The 14054-nt window shown below is 72.5% G+C and carries 15 protein-coding genes; 4 read left to right on the top strand and 11 right to left on the bottom strand.

Annotated features, from left to right (window positions below; translation table 11 throughout):
- Positions 1-54 precede the first annotated feature (54 nt).
- Positions 55-1212 (bottom strand): ROK family transcriptional regulator, encoded by a 1158-nt coding sequence (locus tag CIB93_RS29735; RefSeq protein ID WP_096631358.1) that lies wholly within the window; start codon positions 1210-1212, stop codon positions 55-57.
- A gap of 180 nt (positions 1213-1392) precedes the next feature.
- Here CIB93_RS29735 and CIB93_RS29730 point away from each other — a divergent pair, with 180 nt between their 5' ends.
- Positions 1393-1830 (top strand): hypothetical protein, encoded by a 438-nt coding sequence (locus tag CIB93_RS29730; protein ID WP_096631356.1) that lies wholly within the window; start codon positions 1393-1395, stop codon positions 1828-1830.
- 82 nt (positions 1831-1912) lie between these two features.
- Here the strand turns inward: CIB93_RS29730 and mug are convergent, their stop codons facing one another.
- The 6 genes from mug to CIB93_RS29700 form a co-directional block, all read right to left on the bottom strand.
- Positions 1913-2452, bottom strand: a complete 540-nt coding sequence (gene mug, locus CIB93_RS29725) for a G/U mismatch-specific DNA glycosylase (protein ID WP_096631354.1) — start codon at positions 2450-2452, stop codon at positions 1913-1915.
- A 19-nt stretch (positions 2453-2471) separates the two neighbouring features.
- Positions 2472-3905, bottom strand: coding sequence for an adenylosuccinate lyase (purB, locus tag CIB93_RS29720; RefSeq protein ID WP_096631352.1), 1434 nt, complete (start codon positions 3903-3905; stop codon positions 2472-2474).
- Positions 3906-4083: 178 nt separating this feature from the next.
- Positions 4084-4923 (bottom strand): SGNH/GDSL hydrolase family protein, encoded by an 840-nt coding sequence (locus CIB93_RS29715; protein ID WP_096631350.1) that lies wholly within the window; start codon positions 4921-4923, stop codon positions 4084-4086.
- 12 nt (positions 4924-4935) lie between these two features.
- The gene (locus CIB93_RS29710; RefSeq protein WP_096631348.1) at positions 4936-5955 is read right to left on the bottom strand and encodes a hemolysin family protein; all 1020 of its coding nucleotides are present in this window, start codon (positions 5953-5955) and stop codon (positions 4936-4938) included.
- The gene (locus tag CIB93_RS29705) at positions 5952-7289 is read right to left on the bottom strand and encodes a hemolysin family protein (protein WP_096631346.1); all 1338 of its coding nucleotides are present in this window, start codon (positions 7287-7289) and stop codon (positions 5952-5954) included. Before CIB93_RS29705 ends, CIB93_RS29710 begins: the two co-directional genes overlap by 4 nt.
- Before the next feature lie 138 nt (positions 7290-7427).
- The gene (locus tag CIB93_RS29700) at positions 7428-7862 is read right to left on the bottom strand and encodes a GNAT family N-acetyltransferase (RefSeq protein WP_096631344.1); all 435 of its coding nucleotides are present in this window, start codon (positions 7860-7862) and stop codon (positions 7428-7430) included.
- A 377-nt stretch (positions 7863-8239) separates the two neighbouring features.
- Between CIB93_RS29700 and CIB93_RS29690 the strand changes: the two genes are divergently transcribed.
- Positions 8240-8467, top strand: a complete 228-nt coding sequence (locus CIB93_RS29690; RefSeq protein WP_096631343.1) for an antitoxin — start codon at positions 8240-8242, stop codon at positions 8465-8467.
- Complete coding sequence (locus tag CIB93_RS29685; protein ID WP_096631341.1) at positions 8464-8835, top strand: fic family toxin-antitoxin system, toxin component; 372 nt, start codon at positions 8464-8466, stop codon at positions 8833-8835. The genes CIB93_RS29690 and CIB93_RS29685 overlap by 4 nt, the downstream gene beginning before the upstream one ends.
- Positions 8836-8867: 32 nt before the next feature.
- Here the strand turns inward: CIB93_RS29685 and CIB93_RS29680 are convergent, their stop codons facing one another.
- The 4 genes from CIB93_RS29680 to bioB form a co-directional block, all read right to left on the bottom strand.
- Positions 8868-9545, bottom strand: a complete 678-nt coding sequence (locus tag CIB93_RS29680) for a class I SAM-dependent methyltransferase (RefSeq protein WP_096631340.1) — start codon at positions 9543-9545, stop codon at positions 8868-8870.
- A gap of 112 nt (positions 9546-9657) precedes the next feature.
- A complete protein-coding gene (gene bioD / locus CIB93_RS29675; protein WP_096631338.1) occupies positions 9658-10353 on the bottom strand; it encodes a dethiobiotin synthase in 696 nt (231 codons plus the stop codon).
- A 1-nt stretch (position 10354) separates the two neighbouring features.
- Complete coding sequence (locus CIB93_RS29670) at positions 10355-11698, bottom strand: adenosylmethionine--8-amino-7-oxononanoate transaminase (RefSeq protein ID WP_096631337.1); 1344 nt, start codon at positions 11696-11698, stop codon at positions 10355-10357.
- Positions 11691-12965: a biotin synthase BioB gene (gene bioB / locus CIB93_RS29665; RefSeq protein WP_096631335.1), complete on the bottom strand. Its 1275-nt coding sequence runs from the start codon at positions 12963-12965 to the stop codon at positions 11691-11693. Before bioB ends, CIB93_RS29670 begins: the two co-directional genes overlap by 8 nt.
- A 159-nt stretch (positions 12966-13124) precedes the next feature.
- On the opposite strand from bioB, the gene CIB93_RS29660 reads away from it, so the two are divergent.
- Positions 13125-14054: aminotransferase class I/II-fold pyridoxal phosphate-dependent enzyme (locus CIB93_RS29660; RefSeq protein ID WP_096631333.1), on the top strand; the 930-nt coding region annotated here is incomplete at its 3' end.

The following is a 14054-nucleotide window of genomic DNA, read 5'->3' as shown; positions in this document are numbered from 1 at the left end:
GGCGCGACACCGGCCCAGGCCCGGCCGGAGCCCCCACGTGTCCCCGTCCCGCGCTCAGCGGCGGCCCGTAGCCGCTCCCTCCACGGCGAAGAGCTGCTCCTCGACGTGGTCCAGGGCGATCCGGAGCGCGCCCGTCGCGACCACGGCCTCGCCGAGCAACGACAGAGTCACCCGTGGCGGACGCAGGCAGTAGCGGGCCAGCTCCTTGCGCAGGGGATCCAGCACTCCGTCCAGTCCGGCCGCCCAGCCTCCGACCACGACCAGCTCCGGATCGAGCGCCAGCACCAGCGCCGCAACATCGTGCACCAGCCGCTGAAGGAACCTTTCGACGGCCGCCTGAGCCCCCGTATCGCCCTCCCGGGCCTTGGCGAACACCACCGCCACCGCCTGCTCGTCCAGCGGGTCCAGCGGTGTGTCCGTCGTGGACAGCAGATGCTCCGGTGTCACCTCCCTGCCCAGCAGGTGCAGAGCGCCGATCTCCCCGGCCGCCCCGCCGAACCCCCGGTGCAACCGCCCGCCGATCAGGGACCCCGCTCCGGGGCTCAGCCCCGCCAGTACGAAGACGATGTCGTCGGACTCGGTGGCCGCACCCTTCCAATGCTCGGCGACCGCGGCGGCGTTGGCGTCGTTCTCCACGAGAACGGGGCAGCGGAACGAACGGCGCAGCCGATCCCCGAGCGCGAGGCCCGTCCAGTCCGGCAACGCCGTACCCAGCCGCACGGTCCCGTCGGCCTCCACGATCCCGGGGCTGCCCACACCGACCGCCCGCAGGCTGTTGCGGGCCACCCCGGTCCGCCGCAGCACATCCGCGACAACCGCCCTGACCTGGTCGAGCCGGTCGTCGGCGGAGGCGGCTTCCGAAACCGACCGGGAGCTCGCGCCGATGACCCGCCCGTCGAGCCCCGAGATCAGCACCGAAACCCGGTGCGGCCCGATCTCGATACCGAGGAGATGTCCCGCCTCGGTGCGGAAGCGGAACCTCCGCGCGGGCCTCCCCTGGCGCCGGGCCTCACTCTCGTCGGGCAGTGCCTCGGCGACGAGACCGACCTCGATCAGCCCTTCGACGACTCCTTCGACCGTCGGCCGGGACAGACCCGTACTCCGCGTCAGGTCCGTCAGCGTCGGTGCACCGGCCCCCCGCAGGGCGTGCAGCACCACCGCGGAATTGATCCGCCGCAGCAGCGACGGGTCTCCACCGGTCAGCCGGCTCACGGTGTGTCCTTCCAGCTCGTGCGCATGTTCTGCCGGATCGTACTCGCTGGCCGCAGGCCCTGCGAACAGGACGGAAGGCCGGTACCGAGCCGCAACCCGCGTCACCCGGGAGCGACGCATCCGGACCGGCACCCGGGGGCAGGTTAAGTGATTGTCAGTGCGAAGCGGTTTACTGACGCCATGACGACCGCACACCATCTCCGCCTCATCGACGGGATGTGCACCCGGGAGTTCCCCGCGGAGCGCACCCCGTCGGGCTCGGGAGTCAGCGGACCCGGCTACCACACGGTATTCCTGCACACCGATGAGGAACCCTGGGGCGATGAGGAGTCCGTTCGTGCGGAGCACCGGGCGCAGTGCCTGGCCGAGCACGACGCACTGCTCACCCTGCTGGCATCACGGTGGGGCGAACCGCAGTTGGTGAGTGTGTGGAGTGCGCAGGAGCGGATGACGGCGGGCGAGGTGATCCCCGAGCCCTGGGTGGAGCCGGTCGCCGGGTGCGACTATCTGCGGCTCTGGAGGAACGCCGGCCGGTGGGTCGCGGTGGGGCTGGTGCTGGAGGAGGGCGGCCCCGGCTGCGAGCTGACGGTCCTGGTGACCGTGATCGATCCTCCCTGACGCGCCCCGCCACCGCACCCTGGTCCGAGTCCGAGTCCGAGTCCGAGTCCCGGGGCCCGACGCGCCCGGGGCCGCTTGGCTGCTACGAGGTTCGCTCGGCCTCGTGGAGGCGGGCGTACTCCTCGGCCATGGTCTGAACCGTCCAGTGGGCGTTGAGACCGCTCGGGTTGGGCAGGACCCACACCCGGGCGCCGCCGACGGTGCGGTCCTGGGGGCCGATGCGGGCTCGCGGTTCCCTGAAGGCTGTGCGGTAGGCGGTGATGCCGACGACGGCGAGCCACGCCGGTTCGAGGCGCTCGACCTTCTTCGCCAGGGCCGCCCCGCCCTCCCGGAACTCCTCCGCGCCGAGTTCGTCGGCCCGGGCGGTGGCTCGCGCGACCACGTTGGTGATCCCGAGCCCGAGGCCCAGGAGTTCGGACTGCTCGGACGGCAGCAGTTGTCGGGGCGTGAAGCCCGAGCGGTGGAGGACCGGCCAGAACCGGTTGCCGGGGTGGGCGAAGTGATGGCCCGTCGCCGCGGTCATGAGGCTCGGGTTGATGCCGCAGAACAGCACGCGCAGACCGCCCGCGACCACATCGGGCACGATGCGGTCGCGGGCGGCGCGGAGTTCCTCGGGGGTCATACGGTTCGGGCGGTCCCGGTCAGAGGATCGAGCCGGGGGTGTAGGCCGCGGCCTCGGGGTGCTGCTTGGCGATCTCCTCGATGCGGGACACCAGCGCCGTCACCTGGTCGCCCGCCGCACCCGTGAACGAGAGCTTGTCGGCCATCAGGGCGTCCAGCTCGGCACGGTCCAGCGGGATGCGCTCGTCGGCGGCGAGCTTGTCGAGCAGTTCGTTGCGCTCGGCGCCCTGCTCGCGCATCGCGAGGGCGGAGGCGACCGCGTTCTCCTTGATCGCCTCGTGGGCCACCTCGCGGCCCACTCCGGCCCGCACAGCGCCCATGAGGACCTTGGTGGTCGCCAGGAACGGGAGGTAGCGGTCCAGCTCGCGCGCCACGACCGCGGGGAACGCACCGAACTCGTCCAGCACCGTGAGGAAGGTCTCCAGCAGACCGTCGAAGGCGAAGAAGGCGTCCGGGAGTGCCACCCGGCGGACCACGGAACAGGACACATCGCCCTCGTTCCACTGGTCGCCCGCCAGCTCGCCCGTCATCGAGGCATAGCCGCGCAGGATCACCATCAGACCGTTCACCCGCTCGCAGGAGCGCGTGTTCATCTTGTGCGGCATCGCGGACGAGCCGACCTGCCCGGGCTTGAAGCCCTCGGTCACCAGCTCGTGGCCCGCCATCAGCCGGATGGTCTTCGCCACTGACGAAGGCGCCGCGGCGAGCTGCACCAGAGCGGTCACCACGTCGTAGTCGAGGGAACGGGGGTAGACCTGGCCGACCGAGGTGAAGGCCTCGGCGAAGCCGAGGTGCCCGGCGACGCGCCGCTCCAGGTCGGCGAGCTTGTCCGCGTCACCGCCCAGCAGGTCCAGCATGTCCTGCGCCGTGCCGACCGGGCCCTTGATCCCGCGCAGCGGGTAGCGGGAGAGCAGGTCCTCCAGCCGGCCGTAGGCCACCAGCAGCTCGTCGGCCGCGGTCGCGAAACGCTTGCCGAGCGTCGTCGCCTGGGCTGCGACGTTGTGCGAGCGACCGGCGATGACGAGCTCGCGGTACTCCGCGGAGAGCTTGCCGAGCCGGGCCAGCACCGCCACGGTGCGGTCGCGCATCAGCTCCAGCGAGAGGCGGATCTGCAGCTGCTCGACGTTCTCCGTCAGGTCCCGGGAGGTCATGCCCTTGTGGACCTGCTCATGACCCGCGAGAGCGTTGAACTCCTCGATCCGGGCCTTCACGTCGTGCCGGGTGATCTTCTCGCGCTCGGCGATCGACGCCAGGTCGACCTGGTCGAGCACACGCTCGTAATCGGCCAGCGCGGCATCCGGCACCTCGATCCCGAGGTCCTTCTGAGCGCGCAGCACCGCCAGCCACAGCTGACGCTCCAGCTTCACCTTCTGCTCGGGGGACCAGAGGACGGCCAGCTCCGTGGAGGCGTAGCGGCCGGCCAGGACATTGGGGATGCGAGGCTTCGCAGACACAGCAGTCACGTAGACGGATTCTACTGGTGGTTTGTGCAGGCCAGCGCCGCGGTCCGGTTTGTGGCTTGCTACGAAAGCCCGCCCCGGAGACCCGCCCGAAAGCATCCCCCGGAGCCTGCCCGGAAGACCCGCTCCAACGCCTGCCCGAACGTCCGCCCCGGCGGCGCGGCCCGGAGGGTCAGGCGGAGTCGGCCCGGCGCCATCCCGTCACCGGGCCGGGGTTCTCCGCGTCCGCGGGGGTGACCCAGAAGGCGGTGCCCGTGGCCACGTCGAACTGGGCGCCCGACCGGCCGTCACCGGAGGACCGGCCGGTGAGCCGCCGTCCGATCCAGGGGGCCAGATGCCGACGGGTGAAGCGGATGTCCTCGGCGCGCCGGGCCGCCCAGCGCGGCGGCGCGGTCGCGGGGGCCGGGGCCCGCCAGTCGAGCTCGGCCGGCAGCCCCAGCGTCTGCCACACGGCCTCGGCTACCCGCCGGTGGCCCTCGGCGGTGAGGTGCAGCCGGTCCACGTCCCACGCACGGGGGTCGCTGAGCGAGGGTGCGCCGTAGAGGTCGACCACCGAGGCGCCGTGCCGGTCGGCCAGGCCGTCGATCAGGGCGAACAGCTCCTCCATACGGGGACGGAAACGCTCCAGCACGGGCCCGTTGCGCCCGGGGCTGCGCATCAGCACCAGGTGTTTGCAGGACGGGGCCAGGCGCTCGGCGGCTTCCTCCAGCAGTCCCTTGACCCTGCCCATGTCGCACTTCGGCCGCAGTGTGTCGTTGAGCCCGCCCACGAGCGTGACGACATCCCCCTGGAGCGCGGTCGCCGCCTCCACCTGCTCGTCCACGATCTGGCCGATGAGCTTGCCGCGTACGGCGAGGTTGGCGTACCGGAACCCCGGGGACCGGACGGCCAGCCGGGAGGCGAGCACATCGGCCCAGCCCCGGTAGGTGCCGTCCGGCAGCAGGTCGGACATGCCCTCGGTGAACGAGTCGCCGACCGCGACGAGACTGGTGTAGGAGGCATTCAGTTCCATGGCCCGGCGATCCTAGCGCGACTGCGCTCTGCCGACGAGTTCGCGGAGCACATCCTCCATCGTGACCAGGCCGGCCAGCCGGCCGTCCTCGTCCAGGACGACCGCCAGGTGGGTCCGGCTGCGCCGCAGCGCGGTGAGCACGTCGTCCAGCGGGGTCGCGGCCCGGACCCGGGCGATCGGCCGCAGCGCCGTCACCGGGAAGGGCACGTCGCGGGGCGTGGCGTCCAGGGCGTCCTTCACATGGAGGTAGCCGAGGATGCGCTGCTCGCTGCCCATCACGGGGAAGCGGGAGAACCCGGACTCGGAGGAGAGCCGCTCCAGCTCCTCCGGAGTGGTGCCGACCCTGGCGTAGAGCACCCGGTCGACCGGCATGACCACATCGCGTACCGGTCGGCGGCCCAGTTCGAGCGCGTGGTGCAGCCGCTGGGCCGAACGGTCGTCGACCAGCCCGGCGTTCCCCGCGTCCTGCACCATCCGGGCCAGCTCGTCGTCCGAGAACGTCGCCGAGACCTCGTCCTTCGTCTCCACCCGCAGGAGCTTGAGCAGGGCGTTGGCGAAGGCGTTGACCGTGAAGATCACCGGGCGCAGGGCGCGGGCCATCGCGACCAGCGGCGGGCCGAGCAGCAGAGCGCTGCGGGCGGGCTCGGCCAGCGCGATGTTCTTCGGCACCATCTCGCCGAGCAGCATGTGCAGATAGGTCGCCACGCTCAGCGCGATGACGAACGACAGCGGGTGGACGAGACCGTGCGGCACGCCCACCGCGTCGAAGAGCGGTTCCAGCAGATGGGCGATGGCGGGCTCGGCCACGATGCCCAGGACCAGGGTGCTGAGCGTGATCCCGAGCTGCGCCGCGGCCAGCAGCGCGGAGACGTGCTCCAGGCCCCAGATGACGCTGCGGGCCCTGCGGTTGCCGGCTTCGGCCTCCGGCTCGATCTGGCTGCGGCGTACGGAGATCAGGGCGAACTCGGCGCCCACGAAGAAGGCGTTGACCACCACCATCAGCACACCGATGAAGAGCTGAAGCGCGATCACCGTGCACCCTCCGTCCGGCTCTCGGACCCGGGCAGGGGCGCGTGCAGCAGGGCCCGTGCGGCCCGGCGGCCCGAGGCGTCCACCACGTCGATCCGCCACCCCGCCAGTTCCAGCGTGTCGTCCACCGTGGGAATCCGTCCGAGCTCGGCTGCGATCAGCCCGGCCAGGGTCTCGTAGGGCCCGTCCGGCACCCGCAGTCCGATCGTGCGGAGCTGATCGGTGCGGGCGGCTCCGTCGGCCGACCACAGTGTGCGGCCGTCGGCGTCCTCCCCTGCGGCCGCGAGGTCGGGCGTCTCGTGCGGATCGTGTTCGTCGCGGACCTCGCCGACGACCTCCTCCACGATGTCCTCCAGCGTCGCGACGCCCGCCGTCCCGCCGTATTCGTCGATCACCACGGCCATGGCGAGCTTTCCGGACAGCCGGTCCAGCAGCCGGTCCACGGTCAGCGTCTCCGGTACGAGCAGGGGTTCGCGCAGCAGCTCCGATACGCGGGTGCGGGGCCGCTCGTCGGCGGGGATCGCCAGGACGTCCTTGATGAGGGCCACGCCGACCACGGTGTCCAGGCTGCCCCGGTAGACGGGGAAGCGGGAAAGGCCGGTGGCCCGGGTGGCGTTGGCCACGTCCTCGGCGGTGGCGTGCAGGTCCAGCGCGGTGACCTGGACCCGCGGTGTCATCACGTTCTCCGCCGTCAGCTCGGACAGGTTCAGGGTGCGGACGAAGAGCTCGGCGGTGTCCGCCTCCAGCGCCCCCTGCTTCGCGGAGTGCCGGGCCAGGGCGACGAGCTCCTGCGGACTGCGGGCCGAGGCCAGTTCCTCGGTGGGCTCCAGGCCGGCGCGGCGCACGATGCGGTTGGCCGTGTTGTTGAGGTGGCTGATGAAGGGCCGGAACACGGCGGTGAACGCCCGTTGCGGTGTGGCCACCGCCTTGGCCACGGCCAGCGGCGAGGAGATCGCCCAGTTCTTCGGGACCAGCTCGCCGATGACCATCAGCACCACCGTGGACAGCGCGGTGCCGATGACGAGCGCCAGTGTGGAAGCGGCCGCCGGAGGCAGCCCCGCGGCCTCGACCGGACCGCGGATGAGCTTCGCGATCGACGGTTCGGCGAGCATGCCGATCACCAGATTGGTGACGGTGATGCCGAGCTGGGCGCCCGAGAGCTGAAAGGTCAGAGTGCGGACGGCCTTCAGCGCGCTCGCCGCACCCCGGTCACCCCGCTCGACAGCCCGTTCGAGCTCGCTCCGCTCCACCGTGGTCAGGGAGAACTCCGCCGCGACGAAGGCGCCGCAGGCGACACAGAGCAGCAGAGCGACGAACAGCAGAAGCACTTCGGTCATCGGCTCACCTCCGTCCCATGATCAGGCAGAGACCGGCGGATCGCGCGGCGTCGGCGTGATGGGAGTGATCGTCCGGGGCGAGGCGAGGGCGTCCGCGCGTGCGGCGTGGCGTGGTCCGCGCGCGGGAGGGCCCTCGTGTCAGCCCGACAGGTGCTTCACCCAGCGGCTCCACTGCGGCTCGGGCCCGTAGCCCCCGGCGCGCCAGGCGTGGTGGGCCGAGGTGTTGCGGTCGAGCACCATGGCGTCGGCGCGCCGACCCCCCAGAGCGGTGAACCGTTCCTCCGCCGCTGCGAGAAGGGCGCTGCCGACGCCCCTGCGGCGCCGGTCGGGGTGGACCGCGAGCCGGTAGAGATGGCAGCGCCAGCCGTCGAAGCCCGCGATCACCGTGCCCACCAGCACCCCGTCCACCTCGGCGAGGATCAGCGCGTCCGCGTCCCGTGCCACCAGGCGGGCGACCCCGTCGCTGTCGTCACTGATGCTGGTGCCCTCGGCCGCCGTCTTCCAGAACGCGAGGACCTCGTCCAGGTCGGCCGCGGTCGCGGACCGTATCGAAAGATCGTTCATGGCGGTCATCCCACCAGTCGCCGCGTCCCGGCGTCGATCGGATTCCACGATGCGGCCGACCCGCGCCCGCCTCCCGCTCCCGCCGGCCGCCCCACGGCTCCTCGGCTCCCCGCCGGCTGGGGCGTGTCCGGATGCTCCGGGGCCAGGATCACGTCGTAGCCGAGCCGCTCCGCCCGCCGGCAGCGCGCTCGTCACGGTCCCGTCGGTGGGGGCCATCAGATTGACGCCGAAGCGGAACGGCCTGGTCATGGCACTCCCCCGGGGTGAGGTGTGCGCGCGGGCCACCCACCCCGCCAAGAAGGGGGACCGCTGTCCGGCGAACGGGCCCCTTCGCCCCGCGGCCCTTCCCCTTGCCGGTGCTAGCGCGAGCGCGCTAGCGTGGTCGCGTGCCCAAGACTCAGCTGAACGTTCGAGTGGAAGAGGCCACCGCCGAGGCCGCGCGACAGCGCGCGCTGCAAAGGGGGATGAGTGTGAACCGCTACATAGAAGAACTCGTCCAGCAGGACACGGGCGAGGTGGGACACACTTTCGTCGAGGCCGCCGCCGACTTCATGAAGCAGTACGAAGCGGTGTTCGCCGAGGAGTTCGGCCCGGAGCGCGAAGGCACCCGTTGAACCTGCGGATCGACCTTTCCTGGCTGCTCATGGTGGCCGAGCACAAGACGCCCGGAGACCCTCAGGTCGTGGACTGGGGCGCCCTCGTCGCCGCCGTGGCGCGGCACGAGGCGGAGATCTTCGGCAGCCCCGTCTACAGCGACCCGCATGTGCGGGCGGCCGCCCTGCTGCAACTCCTGCTGCATGTGCCCGCCCTCGAACACTCCAACGCGATGTTCGCCTCGGCCGTCGCGTACGGCTATCTCATCGCCTCCGGGCTCAAGGTCGTCACATCGCCCGAGCAGGTCCGCGATCTGGCGCTGCTGGTGAAGCAGGGCAAGGCGGACGTGCGGGCCATCGCGGAGGAGCTGCGCCAGTGGAGCGCATGAGCCTGTGACGGCGATATGGGGTACGGGACCGGTCACTCCGGCGTGAACGGCTTGCGCGCCACGCCCAGGACGCAGGGGGAGGAGGGGACCTGGAGGCCCTTCTCCGGAATCCGCAGCCTGCGGAACGCCCCCAGCTCGAACCCCGCCTCCTCGATCGCGGCCAGCGGGTCCCGGGCCGTGTGACAGCCGCCGAAGAGCAGGGGCCACACGGTGCGGTCCGCGGCGCGCTGGGCCGTCGCCAGCGCACGGCCCGGCGCCAGACCGTGCTCGAAGAACCGCAGTTCGCCTCCGGGGCGCAGCACCCGCTTGATCTCGCGGAGTGCCCGGGGCAGGTCCCGTACGGTGCACAGGACCAGCGACGCCACGGCCGCGTCGAAACCCTCGCTCTTCACCGGAAGCGCCTCCGCCGCACCCGGCACCACATCCACCGGCACCTCGGCGCGCAGCGCGGCGCGGACGGCGAGCTGCCGCAGCGAACGCTCCGGCTCCAGCGCCACGACCTCCGACACCGCGCCCGGGTAGTGGGCGAAGTTCAGCCCGTTCCCCGCACCGATCTCGATGACCCGGCCGGAGAGCCCAGCCAGCAGCTCCTCGCGGTACGCGGCGACGCCGCCCTTCAGATCGGCGGTCACGCTCATCCGTGCGTAGAAGCGGGCGAACACCGGGTGGTGCACGGCATCCCTGGGGAGCTTCCTGCTGCGCAGCTGCATGGCGGACCTCCGGATGGAGTGGACGTACGGCTCCCCAAGGATTCTTCCCCGTAATGCCTCCGTCTAAGGGATGACGGGACGGCCCTTGGCCCCCGGAGGACCGCGGGAAGCCTCAGTGCCGGGCCGGGGCCCAGCTCCCGCCGAGCTCCGGAGCCAGCCAGCGCGACGCCCGCGCGGCGAACTCGGCTCCCGGCAGCGCGCCCGCGCCGGCCGGTACCGCGCCCAGCAGCGGCGCACCGGCCGCCAACGGCAGGTCCCCGACATTGCACCGGGAGGCCAGGTCCGGCTGCTCGGGCATGCTGCCGATCACCACGCCCCGGCAGCTCAGCCCTCGGCTCCGCAGGGCCTCCGCGGTCAGCGCGGTGGCGTTCAGCGTGCCCAGCCCGGCGGGCGCCACGACCAGCACCGGGGCGGACAGCGACCGGGCCGCGTCCGCGAGCGTGCCGCCCTCGTCGTCGAACCGTACGAGCAGCCCGCCCGCGCCCTCCACCAGCACCAGATCGTGCTCGGTGGCCAGCTTCTCCGCCGCCTCGGCGACCTCGTACGGCCGCACGGGTGCCAGCCCCGCCCGCCGGGCCGCCGTGGCCGGGGCCAAGGGCTCGGGGAACCGGGCCAGTTCGACCGCGGTCACATGGCTGCCCGCCAGCCGCGCCACCTCGGCCGCGTCGCCCGGCTCCCCGGGCGCGAGCCCGGTCTGGGCGGGCTTGAGCACCGCGACCCGGCGGCCCCGCGCGGCGGCCGCCACGGCGGCGGTCACCACGGTCTTGCCGATCTCCGTGCCCGTACCGGACACCACGAGGATGGTCACGTCAGCCCTCCCGCGCCGCGGCGCACACGGCCCGGCAGATCCGTTGTACGTCCTCGTCGCCCGTGACGTAGGGCGGCATCGTGTAGACGAGGTCGCGGAACGGCCGCAGCCACACCCCCTCGCGCACGGCCGCCCGGGTCGCCGCCGCCATGTCCGCCTCGTGGTCGAGTTGGACGACCCCGATCGCCCCCAGGACGCGTACGTCCACGACTCCGGGGATGTCCGACGCGGGCGCCAGACCGGAGCGCAGCCCCGCGCCGATCCGCGCCACCTCGCTCTCCCAGTCCTGCCCGAGCAGCAGGTCCACCGAGGCCGAGGCGATCGACGCGGCCAGCGGATTGCCCATGAAGGTCGGGCCGTGCGCCAGCACCGGGACCTCGCCGCGCGAGATGCCCTCGGCCACCCGGGAGGTGCACAGCGTCGCCGCCATCGTCAGATAGCCGCCGGTCAGCGCCTTGCCGACGCACATGACATCCGGGGAGACCCCGGCGTGTCCGGCGGCGAACAGCCGGCCCGTCCGCCCGAACCCGGTCGCGATCTCGTCGAACACCAGCAGGACGTCCAGCTCGTCGCACGCCTCCCGCAGCACCCGCAGATAGGCGGGGGAGTGGAACCGCATCCCGCCGGCCCCCTGCACCACGGGTTCCACGATCACCGCGGCCAGTTCGTCGGCGTGATCCGCGATCAGCTCCCGCAGATGGGCCACGTAGGAGGGGTCCGGCTCCGCGTCGAAGCCGTCCGGCGGGGCGTCGGCGAAGACCTGCCGGGGCAGCGACCCCGACCACAGCTCGTGCATCCCGCCCTGCGGGTCGCACACCGACATCGGCTGCCAGGTGTCGCCGTGGTAGCCGCCGCGCCAGGTCAGCAGCCGCCTCTTCGCCGGGCGCCCGGCCGAACGCCAGTACTGGAGGCACATCTTGACGGCGACCTCGACCGATACGGACCCCGAGTCGGCGAGGAAGACGTGCTGGAGCGGCTCGGGGGTGATCTCCACCAGCCGGGTGGCCAGCCGGACGGCGGGCTCATGGGTGAGCCCGCCGAACATGACATGGCTCATCCGGTCCAGCTGGCCGCGCGCGGCCTCGTTGAGGACGGGATGGTTGTAGCCGTGCACCGCCGACCACCAGGACGACATGCCGTCCACCAACTCGCGCTGGCCCTCGACGGGTTCGGCGAGCCGGAGCCGCACCCCGGAGGCCGACTCCACGATCAGCGGCTCCTGGCGGCCCGGCATCGGACCGTACGGGTGCCAGACGTGCGCGCGGTCCAGCGCCCGCAGCTCATCGGGGGTATACGGCTTCGGTGCGGCGGACAGGGGGAGCGCGGAGGCGTGCGGCTCAGGCATTGGGGGCGAGATCCGTCCCCGCACCGCGCCGTCGCACGGCCACCAGGTCCGTCCGCGCCGCGCCGCCCGCGTCCGTACGCGTGACCGGCGCCTCGGCCGGCACGGGCTCTCCCTCGGTGGCCGCGACGGGAGCCGCCGCCTCGGAACCGTGACCGCCGCAGGGGCCGCAGCCGCCGCCACCGTGCGAACCGCACCCGGCGGACTCCTGTGTTCCGCAGCCCGGGGCCTCCGCCGGTGTACCGCAACCGCCGACCGGCGCGTCAGCGCGGTGACGGGGCAGGGTCGTGGTGCCCGCGCCCTCCACCTCGAACCCGGCGTCCGCGATCATGTCCAGGTCGGTCTGACCGGCCTGGCCCTCGCTGGTCAGATAGTCGCCCAGGAAGATCGAGTTGACCAGGTGCAGGGCCAGCGGCTGCATCGAGCGCAGATGCACCTCACGGCCGCCCGCCAGCCGGACCTCGACATCGGGGCAGACGAACCGGACCATCGCCAGAATGCGCAGGCAGCGCTGCGGGGTGAGGTTCCACTCCTTGGCGAGCGGGGTTCCCTCGAACGGGATCAGGAAGTTCACCGGCACCGAGTCCGGGTCCAGCGCGCGCAGCGCGAACACCACGTCGACCAGGTCCTTGTCGCTCTCGCCCATCCCCGCGATCAGCCCGGAACAGGCGGAGAGCCCGGCGGCCTGGGCCTGCTGCACGGTCTCCACACGGTCGGCGTAGGTGTGGGTGGTGGTGATCGCCCCGTACGTCTCCTCGGACGTGTTGAGGTTGTGGTTGTACGCGTCGGCGCCCGCCGAACGCAGCCGGTCGGCCTGTCCGTCGGAGAGCAGACCGAGACAGGCGCAGACCTCGATGCCTTCGTTCTGGTCCTTGATGGCCTCGATGGTCTTGGTGACCCGGTCCACGTCCCGGTCGGTGGGGCCGCGGCCGCTCGCCACCAGACAGACTCGCTTGGCTCCCCCCGCGACCCCGGCGGCCGCGGCCTTGGACGCCTCCTCCGGCTTGAGCCAGGTGTACTTGAGGATCCCGGCCTTCGAACCGAGCCGCTGCGAGCAGTAGGAGCAGTCCTCGGGACAGAGCCCCGACTTCAGATTGACCAGATAGTTCAGCTTGACGCGTCGCCCGAACCACTGACGGCGCACCTTCCCGGCGGCGGCCACCACATCGAGCAGCTCGTCGTCGGAGGTCGCCAGTACGGCGAGCGCTTCTTCGCGGGTCGGCAGTTCGCGCCGCAGCCCCTTGTCCACCAGCGTGTTCAGCAGGTCCATGGAAGATGATCCTGGCTTACGGCACCGCCTCCAGCCAAGGAGGAACCAGACAGGAGAGCCCGGCGAGGGTGTGTGTATTGCCACACCCTGACCTGCTGCGCACCCGGTTAGGGTCTGTTGGCTGCCTACAAAGGGCCCGCCTACCCCTAGGGACCTCCCATGCCCTTCGCCCCGTTCGACTGGATCGACGACGAGGCCCGCCGCCGGGCCGACGCCGGACTCGTACGGACCCTGCGTCCACGCGGTGCCGAGCCGGAGCCGCTGGACCTCGCGAGCAACGACTACCTCGGCCTGACCCGGCACCCGGAGGTCACCGCCGCCGCGGCCGGTGCCGCCCGCCGCTGGGGCGCGGGCGCGACGGGGTCCCGGCTGGTCACCGGCTCCACCGCGCTGCACGCCGAACTCGAGCGGGAGCTCGCCGCCTTCTGCGGTTTCGAGGCCGCCCTCGTGCTCTCCTCCGGGTATGCCGCCAACCTCGCCGCGCTGACCGCGCTGTCCGGGCGCGGCTCGCTCATCGTGTCCGACGCGGGCAACCACGCTTCCATCGTGGACGGCTGCCGCCTCTCCCGTGCCGAGACCGCCGTCGTCCCGCACGCCGACCCGGACGCCGTCGCCAAGACGCTCCGCGGGCACGAGGGCCGGGCGCTCGCCGTCACCGACTCGGTCTTCTCCGTCGACGGCGACGCCGCCCCGCTGCCCGGACTCGCCGACGTGTGCCGCTCCGCGAACGCCGCCCTGATCGTGGATGACGCCCACGGCCTCGGCGTCCTCGGCGACGGCGGCCGAGGCGCGCTCGCCGCCGTGGACCTGGCGGGCGATGAGGGAGTCGTCGCCACGCTCACCCTCTCCAAGTCCCTGGGCAGCCAGGGCGGCGCGGTCCTCGGACCGGCCCGGGTCGTGGAGCACCTGGTCAACACCGCCCGGACGTTCATCTTCGACACCGGCCTCGCACCGGCGGCGGCGGGCGGCGCGCTCGGCGCCCTCGGGGTGTTGCGCCGGGAGCCCGACCGCGCGGCCAGGGCCCGGGCCGTCGCGACGGCCCTGCACGCGAGGCTCACCGCCGCAGGGCTGACCGCCGCCCGCCCCGAC

It is taken from the genome of Streptomyces sp. WZ.A104, assembly GCF_002382885.1.
GTDB lineage: Bacteria > Actinomycetota > Actinomycetes > Streptomycetales > Streptomycetaceae > Streptomyces.
The sequence above is the reverse complement of the archived record's forward strand: the minus strand, read 5'-3'. Positions and strand labels throughout refer to the sequence as shown.

Coding starts and splice junctions, on each gene's coding strand:
- CIB93_RS29680 (WP_096631340.1), bottom strand. CDS start 9,545: ATGCAGCTGCGCAGCAGGAAGCTCCCCAGGGATGCCGTGCACCACCCG.
- CIB93_RS29705 (WP_096631346.1), bottom strand. CDS start 7,289: ATGACCGAAGTGCTTCTGCTGTTCGTCGCTCTGCTGCTCTGTGTCGCC.
- CIB93_RS29715 (WP_096631350.1), bottom strand. CDS start 4,923: ATGGAACTGAATGCCTCCTACACCAGTCTCGTCGCGGTCGGCGACTCG.
- CIB93_RS29670 (WP_096631337.1), bottom strand. CDS start 11,698: ATGCCTGAGCCGCACGCCTCCGCGCTCCCCCTGTCCGCCGCACCGAAG.
- CIB93_RS29730 (WP_096631356.1), top strand. CDS start 1,393: ATGACGACCGCACACCATCTCCGCCTCATCGACGGGATGTGCACCCGG.
- mug (WP_096631354.1), bottom strand. CDS start 2,452: ATGACCCCCGAGGAACTCCGCGCCGCCCGCGACCGCATCGTGCCCGAT.
- bioB (WP_096631335.1), bottom strand. CDS start 12,965: ATGGACCTGCTGAACACGCTGGTGGACAAGGGGCTGCGGCGCGAACTG.
- CIB93_RS29700 (WP_096631344.1), bottom strand. CDS start 7,862: ATGACCGCCATGAACGATCTTTCGATACGGTCCGCGACCGCGGCCGAC.